We start from the raw sequence: 17,971 nt of genomic DNA on the forward strand, positions 1-17,971 counted from the left end.
TATTAAGTATCTATATAAAAAGTTAACTCACTACTATATGTTTTTGAAATAAAACTTTTTCTAATTAATGTTCTGTATATTGTTTCGTAAGTTCCATAATGATTAGTAATTTTTTCTTGTAGTACTACTACATCGTCTATGTCACTGATACTTTCTAATGTTAAAGTTCCATACCTTCCAGTCCACTTTATTATATTATTGTTAATTATAGGTTTAATAATACTTACAAAATTTTGATAAACTTCGTTATCGTTTTCATTGAATAACATATTATCTTTTATATCTATAAACTTTTTATTAGGATATATCTCAAACTCTCTATTAAAACTAATCAGCTTAGTAATAATTGGGTATACGTTTTCTAAATTCATTGAAAAAGTTACTTTTTCTTTGGATCTATTTATAATTACATTAGAGGCCTTATAATTTCCAAAAATTTCTTCATTATCATTAATTATTGGAACACAGTGACCCATTGAGCGATTAACTAACATGTTATATCTTTTTTCATCATTGAAGTAATCTTTGGTATACTTTCCAGCGCCAAAATCAATTAAAAACAATTCATCTTTAAACCCCAAGACGAAATTACCTACATCATTATGATTATGAGAATCATTATTTTTCCCAGCTTTAGCTGCAAACAAAAATCCATTTTCTTCATTTATTATTAACCATTGCTCATCTTCAAAGTATTTTGTTTTAAACGTTGTATCACCCAAGTTTAAAGTACTATTTGTCCATAATAGGTTTCTTGAAAGCTCTGCCCATCTATAACATTCATTATCGTAAAGTACACTTACTCTTTTAGTATATGGAAGCGATACTGAAAATTGTTTTTTGCAATAACATAGAAGTCCTGTTGGTAACTCAGCAATTGTTGAATCTGCGAATTGTACAAATTTACCTCTGCCAATTTCCATACCCACTGGGAAATTAGCTATACTCTTTAACAATGGGTTTTCTAAATATTTATTGTTTTTAAAAGCCAATTTATATTTTTCTGCAAAATAGCAATAGTATCCAAACCCGTATGCCCAGTAGCCAACTCCTTCTACGCAAGCCCCATCATTTTTAAAACCTTTTAAATAACTTTCTAAACATTTATCAACCTTTTGAAAAATCTGTTTTTGCCTTAATGGGTTGTCTCCCAATATACTTATAGCTGCCATTCCTACTGAACTTCCAATAACTGCACTCCAATTATTTTCTTTGTCTTCAAAGTCCCATTTTTTATCTAGTAGTGGTGTAAACACTCTATTATTAATTTCATATATAATTCTGTCTTTAATTTCAGTAGAAAAAACTTCCTTATATAACTCGTAAAATTCTGCTAATGTCTGTGCTGTTTCAGCTGAAAATAAATCTATACAATATCTAGCATTTTTCTCATAAGTATTATCCTTAATTGGTAGATGAGCCGGCAAGCCCCACGTATATTCTGAGCATACTTGCCAGATAATGTTTTCTAAACATTCAATATCACTTTTGTTTTTTTCAATTAACATGGATAATCCCATTACACTTAATAGCCTTCTTCTCTCAAAATACTGAGTTTCAAAAACGCTACGATTACCTTCCTTTAAATATATCTGATATCCTTTTAAATCGATGCTAGGAATAGTTTTCATCTTTAAAATATCATCTTTTGCGGCTAATATTTCCTCCACCAGTAATTTATTAATTGTATTTTCAATAAATTTCATAATTACTCCTTAATTCATAATTACATCAATTTCGTCTACTTGCACTAAACCATAATACGTTCCATAAACAGTAACTTTATCTCCTACTTTAACTGTTATTTTTTCTCCACAAATCATTTGATATTTCGTCCCATTATTCTCTAAAATAAAGCGATCACTTTTAGTTACTATTTGTTTGTTTTTATTGTCCGTCTGAATAATTTTCCCTTCCATTTTGATATATGTTTGTAATGGAACCTTTCCATTCTGATATTCTTCATTTTTATAAACTTTAGCTTTCTGCTTCAACTCCTGGTTAAGCGAAGTAGTTGTAACATTATTACTAGATGATTTTGCCGCTTTACTACACCCATATGAAGTGGCCGTTAGCATCATTATTAAACAAATAATTAAAATTTTTTTTATTGTGGAAGTGTTTATATTAATAAAAGTATTTATATTAATCGAAGTACCAATTTTCTTTTTTTTATTTAAGTTAATATAAATCAATAATTATAAGACACCTCCTTTGCAATTGTTTATATTTTGCTTCCAAAAATATCCGCTATACATTAGGAAACCGGTTTCATGAAGATTATTTTTTAAGCCCTAATTCTCTTAGGGTTTTGTACTACAAGATTTTCTTATTATAAGTTTTGTTTTAATAATTTTATTTTTAGATGTTTCCTTATTTTTAATTACATCAATTATGGTATTTACAGCTTCTCTGCCAATATCCTCATAACTTTGGTACACCGTTGTAAGTTGTGGACTAACAAGTTCTGAGATATATGTTCCATCAAAGCCTGTCACTGAAATATTTTTCGGTACCTCGATGCCAGCTGATTTTATAGCCCTAATTGCTCCTATCGCTACTAAATCATTTATACCAATAACTGCTGTAGGAACCTTTTTACCTTTAAGAAGTTTCTCCATTGCTGTGATACCACTTTCAATAGAAAACCCTTCGTTAACTATAAAAGTTTTGTCCACTTTTATCTCATACTTTTTTAAGGCTTTTGCATATGCCATGTGCTTTATTGAAGTTGAAGTTGAATTTGTTATGCCTCCTAAAATAGCAATATCCTTATGTCCAAGCCCCACTAAATAATCAACTATCTTAATTATGCCATCTTCTTCATTAGTAATAATCTTGTAACTATCTACTCCCGTCATCTTCCCATTTATAATCACAAACGGTATTTTGCTCGCAAGTCTTTGTAAATCTAATACATAGTTTATGTTTGTTTTTACTGCATTCACTCTGTGACCCATAAAAATTACTCCATCAACTTGCTTTTCTGATAATGATTTTATGTGTAACGCTTCAACTTTCGAGCTATCCATAGAATTGCATAAAATCATTGAATAACCAAATTCTAAAGCAGCTTTCTCAGCTTCTAAAAATACTGTTGAAAAGAAAGGATTGGTTATATCAGGTAAAATAACCCCTATCATCATTGATCTTTTTTTAAACAAACTTCTTGCTACTGCATTAGGTTGAAAGTTATGTAATTTTATTATTTCTAGCACTCTTTCTTTTTTATCTTCCTTTACTTTAGCACTCCCTGTCAAAACTCTTGACACTGTTGCGGGCGAAACATTAGCTTCTTTTGCTATATCATAAATTGTTGTATCCTTTTTTATAATTTCATCATTTTTCATTTATTTGTTTCCCTTCTGATCTTCTGAAATAAGTTATGAAACCCGTTTCAGTCCTTAATAAGATAATACATTCTCTCTATAGTTTTGTCAATAGTTTTTTAAGAACAAATACTATTGTCGTGGGTTTAATAGTGTAGATGAGAGACGATGAACTCCTGTTGGATGTCTACTAAATTGTTTAACCCATTTATTATAATAATTTTGTAATTATGCACAATTCAATCATCCTTTCTTTTTATTAAGCCATATAAAATAATATTATTTATTGCTTTTAGTCCAGAATCAAAGCTGACCTGATTCTTGGCAAGAAATTCATTGTCTAAAAGCTTTTTTAGGGTTTCATTCAACATTAACTTGAGTATAACAGTATCTATTTCTTCAAGTTCTCCATTTTTTATACCTTGCTCTATCAATTGAATAACTGCATCCCATATAGTATTCAGGTGATTATTTACTTTCTCCCACAAATAGGGATAATATCGTTGAAGATCATCCATATGTCTAATAATAGACCCGAGATTGTACGCATCCGGTATATTGTTAAAATAAAGTTTGATTTTTTCTTGAAGCGTAAGTTCATTATTTTCAAGTATTTCAGCATCTGAGCTAATGATTTCACTAAAAACAAATTCTATCGTTTTTTCTATAATTTCATCTTTGGTAGAAAAATAAGAATAAATCTTACGTTTACTCGTACCGAGTTCTCTTGCCAAATCTTCAGTCGTGAATCGAGATCCTTTGCTTGCAAAAAGTTTTAAAGTTTTTAGATATATATTTTTCTCCATATACTTACATTCCTTCCCCTAACATCGCAGGTACTGCTTTAGAATTTACAGTACCATTGTATTTACTAGAGGTTCTTTTGTCAATACATAAAATTATAAAAAATCAAATTTAGCTTTTCTATTTTCCTATCTCGCCTTGCCTCAGTTGCCGTTTCACGTATTGACAAAAACAATTATAATAATTATACTGGTACCATAAACATAAATTCGGTACCGAGATCTACATAGCAAAGGAGTTGATTAAATGATTTCTAAAACTAGGGTAAGTGGAATAATACATATTGTGGGCGGGGTACTCGCTATAGCTGCACTTGTATTATTAGTTGTATTTTCGTCTCTAAAAGCTACAGCTTGGCATATAGTTTCATTTTCAATTTTTGGAACAACATTAGTATTACTTTATACAATGAGTTCCTTATATCATATGTTACCAGTAGGTTCTAAAGTTCAAAAAGTATTTAGATATTTCGACCATATGGCAATATATCTTTTAATTGCGGGTACATATACTCCGATTGCATTAATACCTTTAAGGGGTGGGTGGGGATGGAGTATGTTTGGAGTTATATGGGGTTTGGCTATAATAGGTATTGTATGGAAATCTATATCGACGGGGAAATCAAGAACTGTATCAACTATACTATATGTATTAATGGGTTGGGTGATTATAATTGCATTTCATCCAATGATTAAAACTATACCTATAGGTGGTCTTTTCTGGCTCGTTTTAGGAGGACTTTTTTATAGCATTGGTGGTATCATTTATGGATTAAAAAAGCCTAATTTCAATATACCTTGGTTCGGTTTCCATGAAATATTCCATGTATTTATAATTTTAGGCAGTTTTTGCCACTTTTGGATGATGTTCAATTATCTTATGTATATACGTTAAACCTTTAGATTATTTGACGTATATCATTACCTATTTTCTTATAAAAATCAAAGAACAGATTACTGCTAAAAATTTGCAATGATCTGTTCTTTAAATTAATTGGTCTACTTATTTAGACATTTTTTTAATTAAGTATCTTAATTAGTTGTGGATTTTACTGTCTAATAACTATGATTTTGCAAAATGCTATTCATTTAAGCATTGTATATCATTTTTTTAAAAGATTTTATTACCAACTTTTTACTTCAAAGTTTCTTTTACTAAAAATTAGACTACAGAATTATAGTTACCTCATCGCCTTCCTGTGATTTTATCTCCACCAGTTTAAGTCCCTTGTATCCTCTCAAATACTTCAAGCTTTTTGCAAGTTCATTGAAATCTATACAATCTAGTATTTCTTTTGTCTGAGCATCAATATGCTTATCTACCCTCTTACATACAAAATCAGCTATTTTGCAAGCAGCACCTGCAATACCTAATGGCACAGGAATAAAAAACTTCCTGCCTGTTTTTTCTCTTATATAAATTCTCATAGATAATAGTCACCTCCGGTACTGCTACTCAACTACAATTTCTACAATGTCTCCCTTTTCACTTTTCACATCTACAATCTTTCCATCTAATCCCTCGCCTACAGCTTGAAGAATAGCCTGTATATCTATGTCCTCAATGCCTTCTACTCCTTCTACCTTAGGTATTCTCTTAATAGCACTTCCTAAAGTTTTTATAAACTTTACAGGTATATTTACATTTACGTTATCTCCAGTTGATGAGTTGACCTTAATTTTAAGTGTTTTATCTGTATTGTTCGCAGTAACTGGAACAATTTTTTTTGTTGCGTTTAAAACTTCTATTAACTCCCCGGCTTTTTGCGAATCAATTTTTCCCTCTTCTAGCATTTTTAATACTCTCATTACCTCTTCATTCATTATAATACAACTCCTTTAAATACTATTTTCTTAATAAACTTAATGCTTGCTCGGCTGTAATTTCTCCCTTTTCAAGCTTATCAATTACATCAGCACTGTTATCCTCTTTTTCTTTGATTTGTGTATATCCCAAAGATGCAATTAGATCCTCCAGCTTACCTCGAACTGTAGGATAAGATATTCCTAGTTCCTTTTCAACATCTTTAATATTACCTCGGCATTTTATAAAGACCTCAACAAAATTTAGCTGTTCCATGGTTAAATAAGAGAACTTAGATAATTCAAAGTCATTTTCAATAACAGTGTCGCACTTTTTACATTTTAGCTTTGTAACCGTAAGTTTGGAAGAACATACTGGGCACTGAGTTATTATTTTGTATGCCATACTAATCATCACTCTCCATAATTTTATTATACTACCGTTTTTTAATAAATTCAATATTAGTATTAAATATTTTTACTTTTTCTTGTTTAAATATTAAATATATTAATTTATAAATTAATTATCTAAATTAAAAAGTTCAATAAAATATAAAAATACATAACCCAAAGCTCTGAAAATTCTACTCTGTTTTATCCAAAAAACAACAAAAGCCCTTGAATTTAAGGGTTTTCCATTGCTTCCTCCTTATTATTTTATTACTTTTATGCACAATTTAAAGCAAATAGTGAATTTATACTTTTCAGAGTTTAATGATTCTTTATCAACAATACTAACTTCCAATACTCCTCCCATTTCTTCTGCCAGCAATTTTGCAACTGTCAACCCTAATCCTGTACCGCCTTGATTTCGGGAACTATCCTGCATATAAAATCTATTAAATAAATGTGGAATATCATCTTCAGAAAGCATATTTGTATCATTGATGAATGAAATTAATACATTTTCGTCGTCTTCTTTCATTGAGATTCTTAGAAAACTATCGGCATATCTACCAGCATTTTGTAATAAATTAAGAAATATTCTTACTAGTGCAGAATCTTCCGCCATTACCCATATCGGGTGTTCTGGTATATTAACCTCTATTGCTAAATGCGATTGTTCCAATATTGGGTAATTGCCCATAAGAGATTCCTTTAAAGTTCTGGAAATATCCACATTATTCAGTGTCAATTCAAAATCTCCTGCATTTAAGCGGGAAAAATCATAAAATTGAGTTACCAATATCTTCATGGTTTCCGCTTTATGCTCGATAATTTCTAACGCTTCTGCCAGTTCTTTGTCCATGTTAAGTTCTTTATCCGTTTTTTTGATAAGTTTTAAATAACCTAAGATTACAGTTAAAGGAGTTCGTAAATCGTGACTGATATTTTCTATTTGCTTCTGGAACCCTTTTTCTCTTTTTTCATAATTCTGCCGTTCTTTTCTGATTTCATCTAAAGTATAATTAAATGAACACAAGACCTTCTCTAAATCCCTATTCGGTATCGGCAAATGAAGAATTTGGTTTTGTGTAAGGTCCTTTTGTATTTCCCGTATATCTTTTGTTATCTCACGAAACGCATATAGAATTGAAAGATAGCGAAATGCAAAATAACCCCCTATAATAGCTAAAATAATATACAGCATTTCGCTCCTCCTATCCAAAATCAGACATATAAATTACAATTCTCTTTTTCTCAATAATATGACACCCACTAAGGAAAAAACAACGGTTCCAATTATGCCGGACATTAAGCATTTAGCCATTCCTTCTGCTGTACCCCATGCAGTAATACTCTGTGACATATTGACGCTCATTCCATTTGCACCAAAAAAATTATCGGGCATCCACATAGCAATATTTCGAATCATATCAAAACGAAGACCCAAGTAAAAAAAGATTTTAGGAATAATAAACCAAATTGTAACCCAAATAATAATTCCGGTAGAAGCTTTCTCAAATGCTTCTATACATACAATTCCCGAAATCAACGAAGCGACAGCTATAAAAAATACGGCTGGAATTTGTGTCAATAAATCCATCAAATTTACGGGGCCTGTATGTTCCAAAAAAACAACTGCACTTATAATATAAACACTTATGACTATAATCAAAGAAAAGATAGCTGAAACAGTGGCTACAATACATTCTCCGGCAAAGACCTTTGTTCTGGAAATACCAAAAGCAATTGTATTTTTTAAATTGCCATATTTTCTGTTTCCCTCATAGAGAAAAATTCCAATAACAGCACCCATAACACAAAAAAACATTGGGTTTGCTACTAAATTTGAATATGAAAACGAAGTTGTATCGTATCGAAAACTTTTACCGTCCATTCTTCCAAACCAGCATAATACAGCATTCAGTAAAAATGACAGAATTGCTAAAATTGCAGTTAAACAATAAATACCTCTGCTGTGGGATACCCGATAAAATTCACTTTTTATATAATTCATAATTTTTCTTCACCCCTTTTCTTTAATTCCATATAATAATCTTCCAAAGAAGATTGAATTGTTCTCATACCTGTTATATAAATCCCGTTTTTAGAAGCTAATTTGCTGTAAGCTTCTGCTTGCTCCTGTGGTCTATCGATACGAATATTGTTTTCTGGAAGAACTTTGTAGGTTTCTTTTGGAAAATTCCTTTCCAATACAACAGAATATTTTTCCACATCCGATACTGTAATTTCAATACAATCCGAACATTTCTCAAGTAATGCATGTGACGAGATTTCTTCAATCAAAATCCCTTTGTTTAAAAACCCATATGCGGTTGCAATTTGTTGAAGTTCAGACAATATGTGGCTCGACAGTAGAATTGTAATGTTCTTTTCCTCATTCAAGCGATGTAGTAAATTACGAAATTCGATAATACCGCTAGGGTCTAGTCCGTTGATAGGCTCGTCCAGAACTAAAAGCTGTGGTTCTCCCATCATGGCAATCGCAAGACCTAATCTCTGTTTTTGTCCCATTGAAAGATTTTTGCATTTACTGTTTCGCTTTTCTGTAATGCCCATCAGTTTTACCATTTTATCAACTTTTTCTCTATCTGGAATCCCCTTTTGAATACAATAATACTTTAATATTTGTTCTACGGTCATGTTGGGAAAAAAACTAGGCTGTTCAATCATGCACCCTATTTTTTTCCTGGTACTTTCCAACTCCTTTTCTCCATATTTTCCAAAAAGCTGTATTTCTCCATCTGTTGCATAGCTATGTCCAGCTAACAATTTTAAAAGGGTACTTTTTCCAGCACCATTATCACCAACTAGTCCATAAATACTTCCTCTTTTCACATGAATATTTACATGATCTAATGCAAGGAGCGAACCATATGCCTTTGTAACTTGTTTAGTTTCTATAACATAATCATTCATTTATCTACCTCCATATAAAAATAAGTTTATCAATTATTGGATTTCCTCATTGAACAAACATATTATAACAGTTCAGTCTTTAATAAGTCATAAAAAACTTTTAAAGAAGTCATAAAGTTTTTTATTGGAGTTTAAATCCAATGCCATATACGGTCTGAATATAGTCTCCGTCGGAATCCGCTTCTTTTAATTTTTTTCTTAAATTGCTAACATGAACATTTACAGTGTTATTTTCACCGTAATATCCACCATGCCACACCAATTCATACAAACTTTCTCTGGAATACACTTTTTCTGGGTTTTGCATGAAAAGGTAAAGAATTTCATACTCATGAGCTGTTAATACGATTTCTGTTCCACCAATTGTTACTTTTCTGGATTGAGGATAAAGTTGTAAAGTCTTGTATGTTAGAATTTTTTTAGAGCTAAATTCTTTCCCTGCACGTCTTAAAGCCGATTGAACTCTTGCAATCACTTCCTCTGGTTCAAAAGGCTTAGTGATGTAATCATCTGCACCATTCTTTAATAAAGATACTTTATCCCCTAAAGAATTTTTTGATGATAGTACCAGGACAGGAACATTATAATGTTTATTCTCCCTAATATCATGCAATAGTTCCTCTCCTGATATTCCAGGAAGCATAAGGTCAAGTAAAATAAGATCTGGAATTTCTTTCTCTAATAATAATTTTGCTTCTGTACCCGAAAAAGCTTGTACAGTTTGGTATTCTGCTTTTTCTAATATCTTAACCAGCAGTCCATTTATATCTGATTCATCTTCTACAATCAGTATCTTGTATTTCATTTTCATCAATCCTTTCTAAATTGCCATCTCCATCTTCACGATATCACATATGATAAGTCCGTCGTTCCTTCTCTTGAACCATGAAATTATATATTTAATCATTTTATATCTGCTTCATTTATCTGATAATTATACTATATATCTAGTAATCTGTTAAAGAATATTTCTTATTATTTTTATTGGAACACTTATATCAAACATGCTCATTTCCAATTTCTTTGCTATACGCCCTCTCATAATTCTGCTAAAAAATGCACACCCCTATAAATTTAATCTCTAAACCTAAAGATTCTACTCTTTTATCTCTACCAAAACACGAAAACCCCTGAATTCAAGGGTTTTCTATTGTATCTATATTATTGTTTATGTATGAGATGATTAGGCTAAACCCACATTCTGATACAATTTAGCATACGTTATAGCATAAAATCGCATACTTAAAACAGTGAATTGTAGCGAGCAATGTATACTTCAATCCCGCATTCCCTGCAAAACTGAACTAGGCTTTCTGCGACAAAATAACCGTCTTCTCAATTGTTATATCACAATGGATAATCAAAACATCAACGTAACCTTCTCTTATAGCTTTACATATGTTCAAAAGGCTACGATATGTTGAATCTTGATTTTGGATTTGATAATAGTCTATCGTTACATATAATAATTCCCATTCTTGTTTACCTGCAATTATTTGTCTGATGTTTTTTCGAATCTGCACACCAGCACCACTTCCTTTTTCAACACGGACATAACCTACTACATGAGTTTTTCCTGGTGTTCCTAAATATCGACTCCGCTGATTTGGGAATGAGGGTGGTATAATGACTACATTTCGAGGATTCATGGCGAACTCCCCTTTCTACCGCTAGTTTCGGTAGTGTTATGTTCGCTCTTAATAGCAAGTCATTATAGATATTCAAACAAGATTACTTTCTAATATTAATGCAGATTCCACAAAATCATTGCACCTAAATTGTGCACATACTTTCACAATCCGGTTCCTTGATTTTAGCCTAATTATCATTAAATTCCTCTGCAAAAACAACAAAGCCCTTTAAAACCAAAAATCTTTATGTTAAATAAAGGCTCTGTTAAAGAATAATGTTGAAATTGAAAGGCAACCTCTCAAGGCTGCCTTTATTTTGTCATATATGAATATTGTGAATTACCACATAAGGAGCATAACCCCGAACATTGAGCAAGTAAAAATTATAAACTCAACAAGCGTTTCATTTGCAACGTTAGAGGTTTAAATCATTGTTTTGATTAGATTTAATTCTTAGCGTATTATTTTCGCGTTTTGCTGGCAGTACCCCTTTAATATCAAAGCCGAATAAGATTTTAATAACCCAAGCAAAAATTAGTATTACAACTATCGGAATAACACAAGAGGTTACGATCAGAACAGCAATTGTACCTATGAATGTACTAAGTGTATCTTCTCCCTTTTTAGTTATTTCAGATATTCCATTCCCTATTTTAGAAGTGAAATTGGATATATGATCGCCAATTTTTTCAATCCAATTTTTGTCTTCTTTAGAAAATTCTTTTTTCTTTTCTTCTATATATTCTTTGTTTTGTTTTGCAGTTTCAACCGTTTGTTCTATTGAAGTTTGGTAAGAAGAATAAATTGAATCACTTACTTTTATACTTGCCGGAATTGCTATAAATAGAATAATTCCAAATATAGTTAGTTTTATTGCAAGATTTTTTAATACAACTTCATTTTTATATAAATAAAAAGCACCTAAAATACAAGCAAAAGGAATAATAAAGGTAAATGACAAATAACCAACTACTGCAATTAACATCTTTTCTAATAAAATTGCACACAATACAACAATGAAATAAGAACTTAATTCTGCGATCTGATTAGCGATTGGCGTTGCAACATCTCCGGGTAGTAACGATAAAGCTGTTGAGGATGCTGCCGCTGATGCTGCGAGTTTCATAACTATAACTTTTTTATCGTCCAATGATTTTATGTTTGCTGCATTAAAACTTGGAGATGTTACTATTTTTGATACAACCAAAATTGAGAATAATGCTATTGCAAGTAATGTTATCAGCATCATAGTTCGTTTAGAAAACTTTATTTTTGTTTTTTTTATTATACTTATCATACGTTACCTCTCCTTTGTAAATTCCACGTTAATAATTAAAAGTCCGAATTAACTCCATTATACAACGAAAGGATAATATTGGCTATAATTGGTGTGTATAATTTTCAACACTACTCTTTAACTACTCTTCAACATAGCCTAAATATAAATCTAATTCCAAAGTGAGATGGTTAGGCTAATTATTTTATTACAATTTGGCAATAATCATTATATTGGATGAAATTTTCATTTGAGCTATCTGCGAGTAGGGAAACTCGCAGAACTACTCACTACAGTATGAAAAGATCAACAATAACAGAAACCAATAATGAGTAGGCTAAATATATTATGAGATAACGATTGCTGAGAGAATTGTTGCATTTATTTGGATTTAATCCAAATTTTTGTGCTTCAAAGCTCAAATTCCAGCTTGGATTTTACCCAAAAAACAACAAAAACCCTTGAATTCAAGGGTTTTCCATTGTGTCAAACTTGTTGTTTTTTTATGTCTAATGACTATAATTTTGATACAATTTAGCGGCTTTTTCAATATGGCTATTCATTTTAATAACGCTAAATTGTATAGGCTTTCCGCTAAAAGGTGCATACCCCTCTATTTTTTGATTTGTTTCCACTAACAAGGTGGCTCGAGAGGACAGCATTGATGTCCTACGAGCCGTCTGTTCTCGGAAACATATCCATGCATTTTTGGTACTATCGGTAGACGGTGACATATCATAGTTTTACTATCTTTAGGTGCCGGGTTCTGAAACAATTTAGTATTGTGTTAGAACCTGCATTAGTTGATGGGAACAAATCAACTATTTTTTATCCATGTTTGAATTTTACTCCCTATTAACATTGCATCCAAACTTCCATCTAATCCATCCTCAGTAATTATCAAATTCCCAAGAGTTTCTGAAATTCCCACACTTTCATAATTTGCTCTTTTCTCGTCCCAATGCTTTTTATATGATTTATCTCTTAGCATTCCAAGATGCTCTAAATAAGCAGTTTTGCCTTTGTAGCGTAGAGTAAAATCAGGAATATAGGTTTTACCACTAACATTTAATGATTCTTCATAGATATACTCAATTTTCATCTTATCGAGAATATTAGCCACAATTACTTCGGACTTTGATCTAACCATTTCACCACGAATGGTTTTATGGATCAATTTTTCTTCAAAGTACCGTTTTTGTTTACTAAACTCTATCTCAATGATGTTTGGAACTTCGAATAAGTCTGTATATCGTTGTTTGGTATCAGAATACCAGTCATTCGCATACTGAACTAATTCTTGAATTGACAAATCACTTAACACAATTAGTTTTTCTCTTTGACGAGAAAACGCAGTATACAAAAGTTCTTTTGTAACAAATAAACTTTTACCATTTATGACTACTATGGTTTTGCCAAAGCCAGAACCCTGTGATTTGTGAACTGTAAGAGCATAAGCAAGTTCTAACTTAGAATCGCTATTATCACCACCAAAATCAGCTTTAGTATATGAAAATACTTTTCCTTCAAATGAGCCAAAACGGAAACTATATGAAGCAGGATAAACTCCGTTTTTTTGAGCTCTGCTTAATATTCCAAGTTCACCGTTTGCTATATATTCTTCTGTCTTATCCCAGGCTTCTCTATTTTCATTTCTATTTGAAATAACTTTGTCACCTAAAACAATATTTTGAACAGATTGAGGTTCATATTTATTTTTCCATTTCCATGTTTGCCAGTCTTTAACTGTTTTTTGTCGATATTTTTGATGGATTTGGTTATTTAAATAGTAACTTCCAGTTCCAATAAATTTTGTAGGAGATAGAATTTGCCAGTCTTCAATATGCCTTCCGGTATTATAATTTGTATATTTACCGTTTTTCTCAGCACCTAAACTTTTATTGAAACCATCAATATCATCTTTAGTTGTCATATTTGCAATTTCTACCAATTCTTCAAAGAACACTTTTTCTAACTCGTCTAAATCGGTGTATTGAATATATTTAAGACGATTATCTGTTTGATTGTTTTGAATGCGGTAAACTACATCTTTATCAACTGAATCCGAATTAGAGAATATTTGAGCAAATGATAAATCATCACCACCTGAACCTTGTCTCATCTCAGTTTTCAATGTTGCGACCTTTTCAGGATAAGCACTCTCTAAATAATTAGTCAAATCGATAAATGGGCGCCCTGCTCCTATTGGAGGTAATTGATTTGGATCTCCTATAAAGATAATCCTTTCAGCATGAGAATCAACAAGCTTTAGTATGCCAGCAAACATATCTTCAGTCAGCATTGAACTTTCATCGATAATAACTGTTTTGGCAATACTCGAACTAGCTTGGCTTGGCATTTTATAAGCCATTGTGTTCAAACTGAAACCTTTTGAACGAATTAAAAATTGTGCCACAGTCATAAACTCAGCTTCAACACTATTCTTCTTAAATGAATTCTCAAGTTGAACTCTTGCTTTCCCAGTAGGGGTCAATGCTAATACTCCACCAGCTTTAATTTCTTTTGAAGAAGCAAAAACCCCCAACGCTAATGTTTTACCCGTCCCAGCCCTCCCCAATAAGACAGATATTCTAGATGATTCAATAATCTTTAACGCTGTCGCCTTTTCATCACGAGCCAGTTCATCGTTTTCTTCATTATTTTTTTCAAGTTCTCCAAATTGGTCGCAAATAATTTTTCTCCAGTTTTGTTCACTTGATAAACTAGTTCCTAAACGGCTATTCACTATATCGACTACCAATTGTTTATAATCTTGATATTCTTTCAGTTTGATATAAGTATTTTCCACATCAACGTGCAATTCACCTTCCTGCAAGAACTCTAGAACACCTTCAATCTTTTCTGTTTGAAAATCCGTTTTATTATCTAATGGTAATTTGTTAATTTCTTCAACAATTTGATCATAACTGAGTAAAGTATGGCCTTGATTTGCTGCTTGAACTAAAACAAATATCACCATAGCTCTAAATCGGCGTTTATCACTTTCAGTTCTCATTTTGGTTGGTTTCTTGAGAGGATACCTATTTTCCACCAACGGATTCACAAACATTGCATTGTCGATTTGAGAAATAGTAACTTGATGTTCGTCCTTTTCTTTTCGTGTAAGTTCGTATAACCGGTATGGGTTTTTAATAATTTCAGCTGCATAATTTTTCAGGTTACCCCAAGCATAAATAGCTTGTTCAACAGAAAGATTCAATCGAGACAAAAGTTCAAAGAATCGAGTTTTGTCTTCATCTCTTAGTAAACCAGAAAATTCATCCTCTTTGTCAGCTAAGCTGTTATCCAATTTTTCGTTCCCAGTCTCTTTATCACCTGAAAAGTGTAACTTCAATTCAGAAATCAGGCCATTTTCACAAGTATCAACATGTTTAGCAACATCGAAACCGTATCTAACACCGAAAGCTGATAAAATCGAACCTAATCCTGGGAATATACCACGTTGATTCCAAACGCTTTTTAATTGATTTTCAACATATTCAAGTTGAACATTAACCCATTCATGATTTGCCTCTTTTAGCTTGAGTTTAGCTATATTTTTCAATGCAATTTTCGCTTGATTTAGAACATCAATAGCCGCATCGTAGCTGACCCATTCAGCTGCGTATGAAAATTCCGTTCTAAAACCTGCCGCTTCAAACAATGTGACACTCGATACATCAGTATCAGGATGCTTTTTTACATACTCGGAAATTTCATGATATGGCATTAAAAATCCATCTTTGCCATCAATTCTTATTGAATGAGCTGCATTTGTCTCCCAAATGTAGTTTTTTTCGTCACTGCTTCCATCAGTCTCATACTCATGAATTTCTACATTTGATACTATATTTCCTATTCCTGCAATTACACGCCGATTATCTTCGATAAATGGAACTTGTTTGTAATATGGAAAGATCAATGAATTGTGCGGACTAACTCCGGAAAAGAAGTAATCGAAAATCCCTTTTTGAGATTCTCCATGCGATACCCACGAACTTGACCAGCTCAGCATTTGTTCTGTTTTTTCTAAGTCAAAATAAAAATTATAATACTTTTGTTTCTTATTAGCATTATCCTTTAAAGTCCATGAAAAAGGGCGCAATAAGAATGAATAAGGGTCCATCTCAAAAGTTGTTTCTTCGAAATGCTTGAACTTAGCATTTCCTTTTTTATATGGATGGTTCATTTTAAGATAAAGCTTGGTATCACTCATAAACGCAGCGTTCTCTGTAATCCAGCTTTGCATTCTTACTGGTCCTACTTGTTCGTAACTTTTACCTTTATTGGTTTCCTCAAACTCTAAGTCCCGTGATGATGCAATGTTGGGGATTACTTGAGCAGCTACATTATACCTAGGATTATTGTCAATTCGCCCAGTATAATCGTTATCCTTCCATGGAATTCTTGTTGAAAAGTGTTGTACATAGTTTGTTTGTGGTTTAACTTTCTTACACATTAGCACTCTCCTCCTAAACCTCTATTACGTAATACCTGCTATTATTATAAACTGGTCCCCAGGAAAACTCGTAACTACCTTTTATTGTAATAGAGTCTTTATCTTTCAGATGTCCAGTTGCTTTGAAAGACTGCTCAAAGGTAACCCCAAGAGCATCTGCAATACTTATATTAAGTTTTTCACATAATTGTATTACTATATAATATGTTGTCATAATTTGCCTGCATATATTTATATATTATAAACCTTTTGGTTGATACCTTCAATATAAGTAACCAATATTTACAAAAATTAAAAAGCACCTTGTAAATTTCATCAACCTACAAGGTACTTCTAACCATTATGCTTTCTACATCTCCACCTCAATCTCAACCCCAGACTTAAAGTAAGAAAAAAAGACCGACCAGTATGAATTCATACCAGTCGGCCATTGAAAGAACACAATTTCTAATATAGTATGCTGTGCGGATTATTCCTTATAATGTGAATTGTTCCAGTGCGGCAAACCATATAGGATATGTTCCCAGAGATACGCTGTTTTGTTGTGCTGAATCATCTTGCAAGTATTGAAATTAATACTCTGCTGTCAGTTGGACCATTTTTTGCTATATAACTTTGTATTATGTTTCTAATATTTCTATTCATCCATTATTCACCTCCCTACATCATTTTGTATTGTGCGTGACGTCCATAATTAGTCATTCCAACATATTTAATCTTATCAGAGCATTCATGGGAAATGTAATTGAAGAATTGCTTACCGAACACACCAGCAACTCCTCGTTGAATATTCCACTCCGCTCCATACAACTCTGGTAATGTAAAACAAACATCTTTCTCATATTTGTTCATTGCTCTTTTTACAGCTTCAACAGGTGTATAAATTGTTGTTAGATTAAATAACCTGTTCCTAATACAGTCCTGAACAGATACACCATCCTTCTTTGCCATTTGTTCTAATTTATGAGAATACTCATCGTTTAATGTGAATTTGTATACTGCCATATCAGCTTCCTCCTGTTCTCAAATAATTCAGTTTATGAGTTTTACTTTAGCAGATATTACATGTAAGTCCATACCTGTTAAAAACGATTTTAGCATGTATGGACTTGCATGTCAAGAATATTTTTTTAATTACTAAGAAATAAAAAACACCCACAAATCCCTACTCCTATCTTAGCCCGCCTTGTGGGTCTTCTAATATTCTTATATATTCCATTGTAATTCCATTCTGTTTTTAAATATAAAAATTATCTCCTTATCCGAGTGAACTACCACTTTCTCAATGGTAGCATTCCAAAGTTCCTCATCAACCTCTACTATTAACACATCTCTTTGCTCCAGTT

18 protein-coding genes are annotated in these 17,971 nt (G+C 31.9%); 1 reads left to right on the forward strand and 17 read right to left on the reverse strand.

What is annotated here, in order from left to right:
* Window positions 1-2: 2 nt before the first annotated feature.
* The 4 genes from KPL54_RS06470 to KPL54_RS06485 all read right to left on the reverse strand — a co-directional run bounded on the left by KPL54_RS06470 (window position 3) and on the right by KPL54_RS06485 (window position 4,135).
* Entirely contained in the window at window positions 3-1,706 is a 1,704-nt protein-coding gene (locus KPL54_RS06470) for a heparinase II/III family protein (RefSeq protein WP_216105795.1), read from the reverse strand.
* A 9-nt stretch (window positions 1,707-1,715) separates the two neighbouring features.
* A complete protein-coding gene (locus KPL54_RS06475; protein WP_216105796.1) occupies window positions 1,716-2,195 on the reverse strand; it encodes a hypothetical protein in 480 nt (159 codons plus the stop codon).
* Window positions 2,196-2,303: 108 nt separating this feature from the next.
* Window positions 2,304-3,350: a LacI family DNA-binding transcriptional regulator gene (locus KPL54_RS06480; protein WP_216105797.1), complete on the reverse strand. Its 1,047-nt coding sequence runs from the start codon at window positions 3,348-3,350 to the stop codon at window positions 2,304-2,306.
* Window positions 3,351-3,568: 218 nt separating this feature from the next.
* Window positions 3,569-4,135, reverse strand: a complete 567-nt coding sequence (locus KPL54_RS06485) for a TetR/AcrR family transcriptional regulator (RefSeq protein ID WP_216105798.1) — start codon at window positions 4,133-4,135, stop codon at window positions 3,569-3,571.
* 244 nt (window positions 4,136-4,379) lie between these two features.
* Here KPL54_RS06485 and trhA point away from each other — a divergent pair, with 244 nt between their 5' ends.
* Window positions 4,380-5,027, forward strand: a complete 648-nt coding sequence (trhA, locus tag KPL54_RS06490; RefSeq protein WP_253203367.1) for a PAQR family membrane homeostasis protein TrhA — start codon at window positions 4,380-4,382, stop codon at window positions 5,025-5,027.
* Window positions 5,028-5,299: 272 nt separating this feature from the next.
* Here the strand turns inward: trhA and KPL54_RS06495 are convergent, their stop codons facing one another.
* The 13 genes from KPL54_RS06495 to KPL54_RS26460 all read right to left on the reverse strand — a co-directional run bounded on the left by KPL54_RS06495 (window position 5,300) and on the right by KPL54_RS26460 (window position 17,954).
* The gene (locus KPL54_RS06495) at window positions 5,300-5,560 is read right to left on the reverse strand and encodes a hypothetical protein (protein WP_216105799.1); all 261 of its coding nucleotides are present in this window, start codon (window positions 5,558-5,560) and stop codon (window positions 5,300-5,302) included.
* A gap of 24 nt (window positions 5,561-5,584) precedes the next feature.
* Window positions 5,585-5,956: an SHOCT-like domain-containing protein gene (locus KPL54_RS06500; RefSeq protein WP_216105800.1), complete on the reverse strand. Its 372-nt coding sequence runs from the start codon at window positions 5,954-5,956 to the stop codon at window positions 5,585-5,587.
* Window positions 5,957-5,978: 22 nt separating this feature from the next.
* On the reverse strand, window positions 5,979-6,341 hold the full coding sequence (locus tag KPL54_RS06505; protein WP_216105801.1) for a DUF2089 domain-containing protein: 363 nt from the start codon (window positions 6,339-6,341) through the stop codon (window positions 5,979-5,981).
* Between the two features lie 246 nt (window positions 6,342-6,587).
* Window positions 6,588-7,526, reverse strand: coding sequence for a sensor histidine kinase (locus KPL54_RS06510; RefSeq protein WP_216105802.1), 939 nt, complete (start codon window positions 7,524-7,526; stop codon window positions 6,588-6,590).
* Between the two features lie 33 nt (window positions 7,527-7,559).
* Window positions 7,560-8,336 (reverse strand): ABC transporter permease, encoded by a 777-nt coding sequence (locus KPL54_RS06515; protein ID WP_216105803.1) that lies wholly within the window; start codon window positions 8,334-8,336, stop codon window positions 7,560-7,562.
* Entirely contained in the window at window positions 8,333-9,259 is a 927-nt protein-coding gene (locus KPL54_RS06520) for an ABC transporter ATP-binding protein (protein WP_216105804.1), read from the reverse strand. Before KPL54_RS06520 ends, KPL54_RS06515 begins: the two co-directional genes overlap by 4 nt.
* A 121-nt stretch (window positions 9,260-9,380) precedes the next feature.
* Window positions 9,381-10,070, reverse strand: a complete 690-nt coding sequence (locus tag KPL54_RS06525; RefSeq protein ID WP_375372979.1) for a response regulator transcription factor — start codon at window positions 10,068-10,070, stop codon at window positions 9,381-9,383.
* Window positions 10,071-10,563: 493 nt separating this feature from the next.
* The gene (locus KPL54_RS06530; RefSeq protein WP_216105806.1) at window positions 10,564-10,908 is read right to left on the reverse strand and encodes a hypothetical protein; all 345 of its coding nucleotides are present in this window, start codon (window positions 10,906-10,908) and stop codon (window positions 10,564-10,566) included.
* A 397-nt stretch (window positions 10,909-11,305) separates the two neighbouring features.
* Window positions 11,306-12,187, reverse strand: coding sequence for a hypothetical protein (locus tag KPL54_RS06535; RefSeq protein ID WP_216105807.1), 882 nt, complete (start codon window positions 12,185-12,187; stop codon window positions 11,306-11,308).
* A gap of 796 nt (window positions 12,188-12,983) precedes the next feature.
* On the reverse strand, window positions 12,984-16,625 hold the full coding sequence (locus KPL54_RS06540) for an AAA family ATPase (protein ID WP_216105808.1): 3,642 nt from the start codon (window positions 16,623-16,625) through the stop codon (window positions 12,984-12,986).
* A 13-nt stretch (window positions 16,626-16,638) separates the two neighbouring features.
* Window positions 16,639-16,839, reverse strand: a complete 201-nt coding sequence (locus tag KPL54_RS06545; protein ID WP_216105809.1) for a hypothetical protein — start codon at window positions 16,837-16,839, stop codon at window positions 16,639-16,641.
* Window positions 16,840-17,285: 446 nt separating this feature from the next.
* Window positions 17,286-17,630 carry a DUF1413 domain-containing protein gene (locus KPL54_RS06550; protein ID WP_216105810.1) on the reverse strand — a complete coding sequence of 115 codons (345 nt, stop codon included), beginning with the start codon at window positions 17,628-17,630 and terminating at the stop codon, window positions 17,286-17,288.
* 201 nt (window positions 17,631-17,831) lie between these two features.
* Entirely contained in the window at window positions 17,832-17,954 is a 123-nt protein-coding gene (locus tag KPL54_RS26460) for a hypothetical protein (protein ID WP_268038487.1), read from the reverse strand.
* Between the last annotated feature and the right edge of the window lie 17 nt (window positions 17,955-17,971).

Origin of the sequence: Clostridium estertheticum (genome assembly GCF_018861295.1) — a bacterium.
GTDB classification, from domain to species: Bacteria; Bacillota; Clostridia; order Clostridiales; family Clostridiaceae; genus Clostridium_AD; species Clostridium_AD estertheticum_D.

Coding starts and splice junctions, on each gene's coding strand:
- KPL54_RS06530 (WP_216105806.1), bottom strand. CDS start 10,908: ATGAATCCTCGAAATGTAGTCATTATACCACCCTCATTCCCAAATCAG.
- KPL54_RS06550 (WP_216105810.1), bottom strand. CDS start 17,630: ATGGCAGTATACAAATTCACATTAAACGATGAGTATTCTCATAAATTA.
- KPL54_RS06495 (WP_216105799.1), bottom strand. CDS start 5,560: ATGAGAATTTATATAAGAGAAAAAACAGGCAGGAAGTTTTTTATTCCT.
- KPL54_RS06520 (WP_216105804.1), bottom strand. CDS start 9,259: ATGAATGATTATGTTATAGAAACTAAACAAGTTACAAAGGCATATGGT.
- KPL54_RS06535 (WP_216105807.1), bottom strand. CDS start 12,187: ATGATAAGTATAATAAAAAAAACAAAAATAAAGTTTTCTAAACGAACT.
- trhA (WP_253203367.1), top strand. CDS start 4,380: ATGATTTCTAAAACTAGGGTAAGTGGAATAATACATATTGTGGGCGGG.
- KPL54_RS06515 (WP_216105803.1), bottom strand. CDS start 8,336: ATGAATTATATAAAAAGTGAATTTTATCGGGTATCCCACAGCAGAGGT.
- KPL54_RS06470 (WP_216105795.1), bottom strand. CDS start 1,706: ATGAAATTTATTGAAAATACAATTAATAAATTACTGGTGGAGGAAATA.
- KPL54_RS06505 (WP_216105801.1), bottom strand. CDS start 6,341: ATGGCATACAAAATAATAACTCAGTGCCCAGTATGTTCTTCCAAACTT.
- KPL54_RS06500 (WP_216105800.1), bottom strand. CDS start 5,956: ATGAATGAAGAGGTAATGAGAGTATTAAAAATGCTAGAAGAGGGAAAA.
- KPL54_RS06510 (WP_216105802.1), bottom strand. CDS start 7,526: ATGCTGTATATTATTTTAGCTATTATAGGGGGTTATTTTGCATTTCGC.
- KPL54_RS06545 (WP_216105809.1), bottom strand. CDS start 16,839: ATGACAACATATTATATAGTAATACAATTATGTGAAAAACTTAATATA.
- KPL54_RS06485 (WP_216105798.1), bottom strand. CDS start 4,135: ATGGAGAAAAATATATATCTAAAAACTTTAAAACTTTTTGCAAGCAAA.
- KPL54_RS06525 (WP_375372979.1), bottom strand. CDS start 10,070: ATGAAAATGAAATACAAGATACTGATTGTAGAAGATGAATCAGATATA.
- KPL54_RS06480 (WP_216105797.1), bottom strand. CDS start 3,350: ATGAAAAATGATGAAATTATAAAAAAGGATACAACAATTTATGATATA.
- KPL54_RS06540 (WP_216105808.1), bottom strand. CDS start 16,625: ATGTGTAAGAAAGTTAAACCACAAACAAACTATGTACAACACTTTTCA.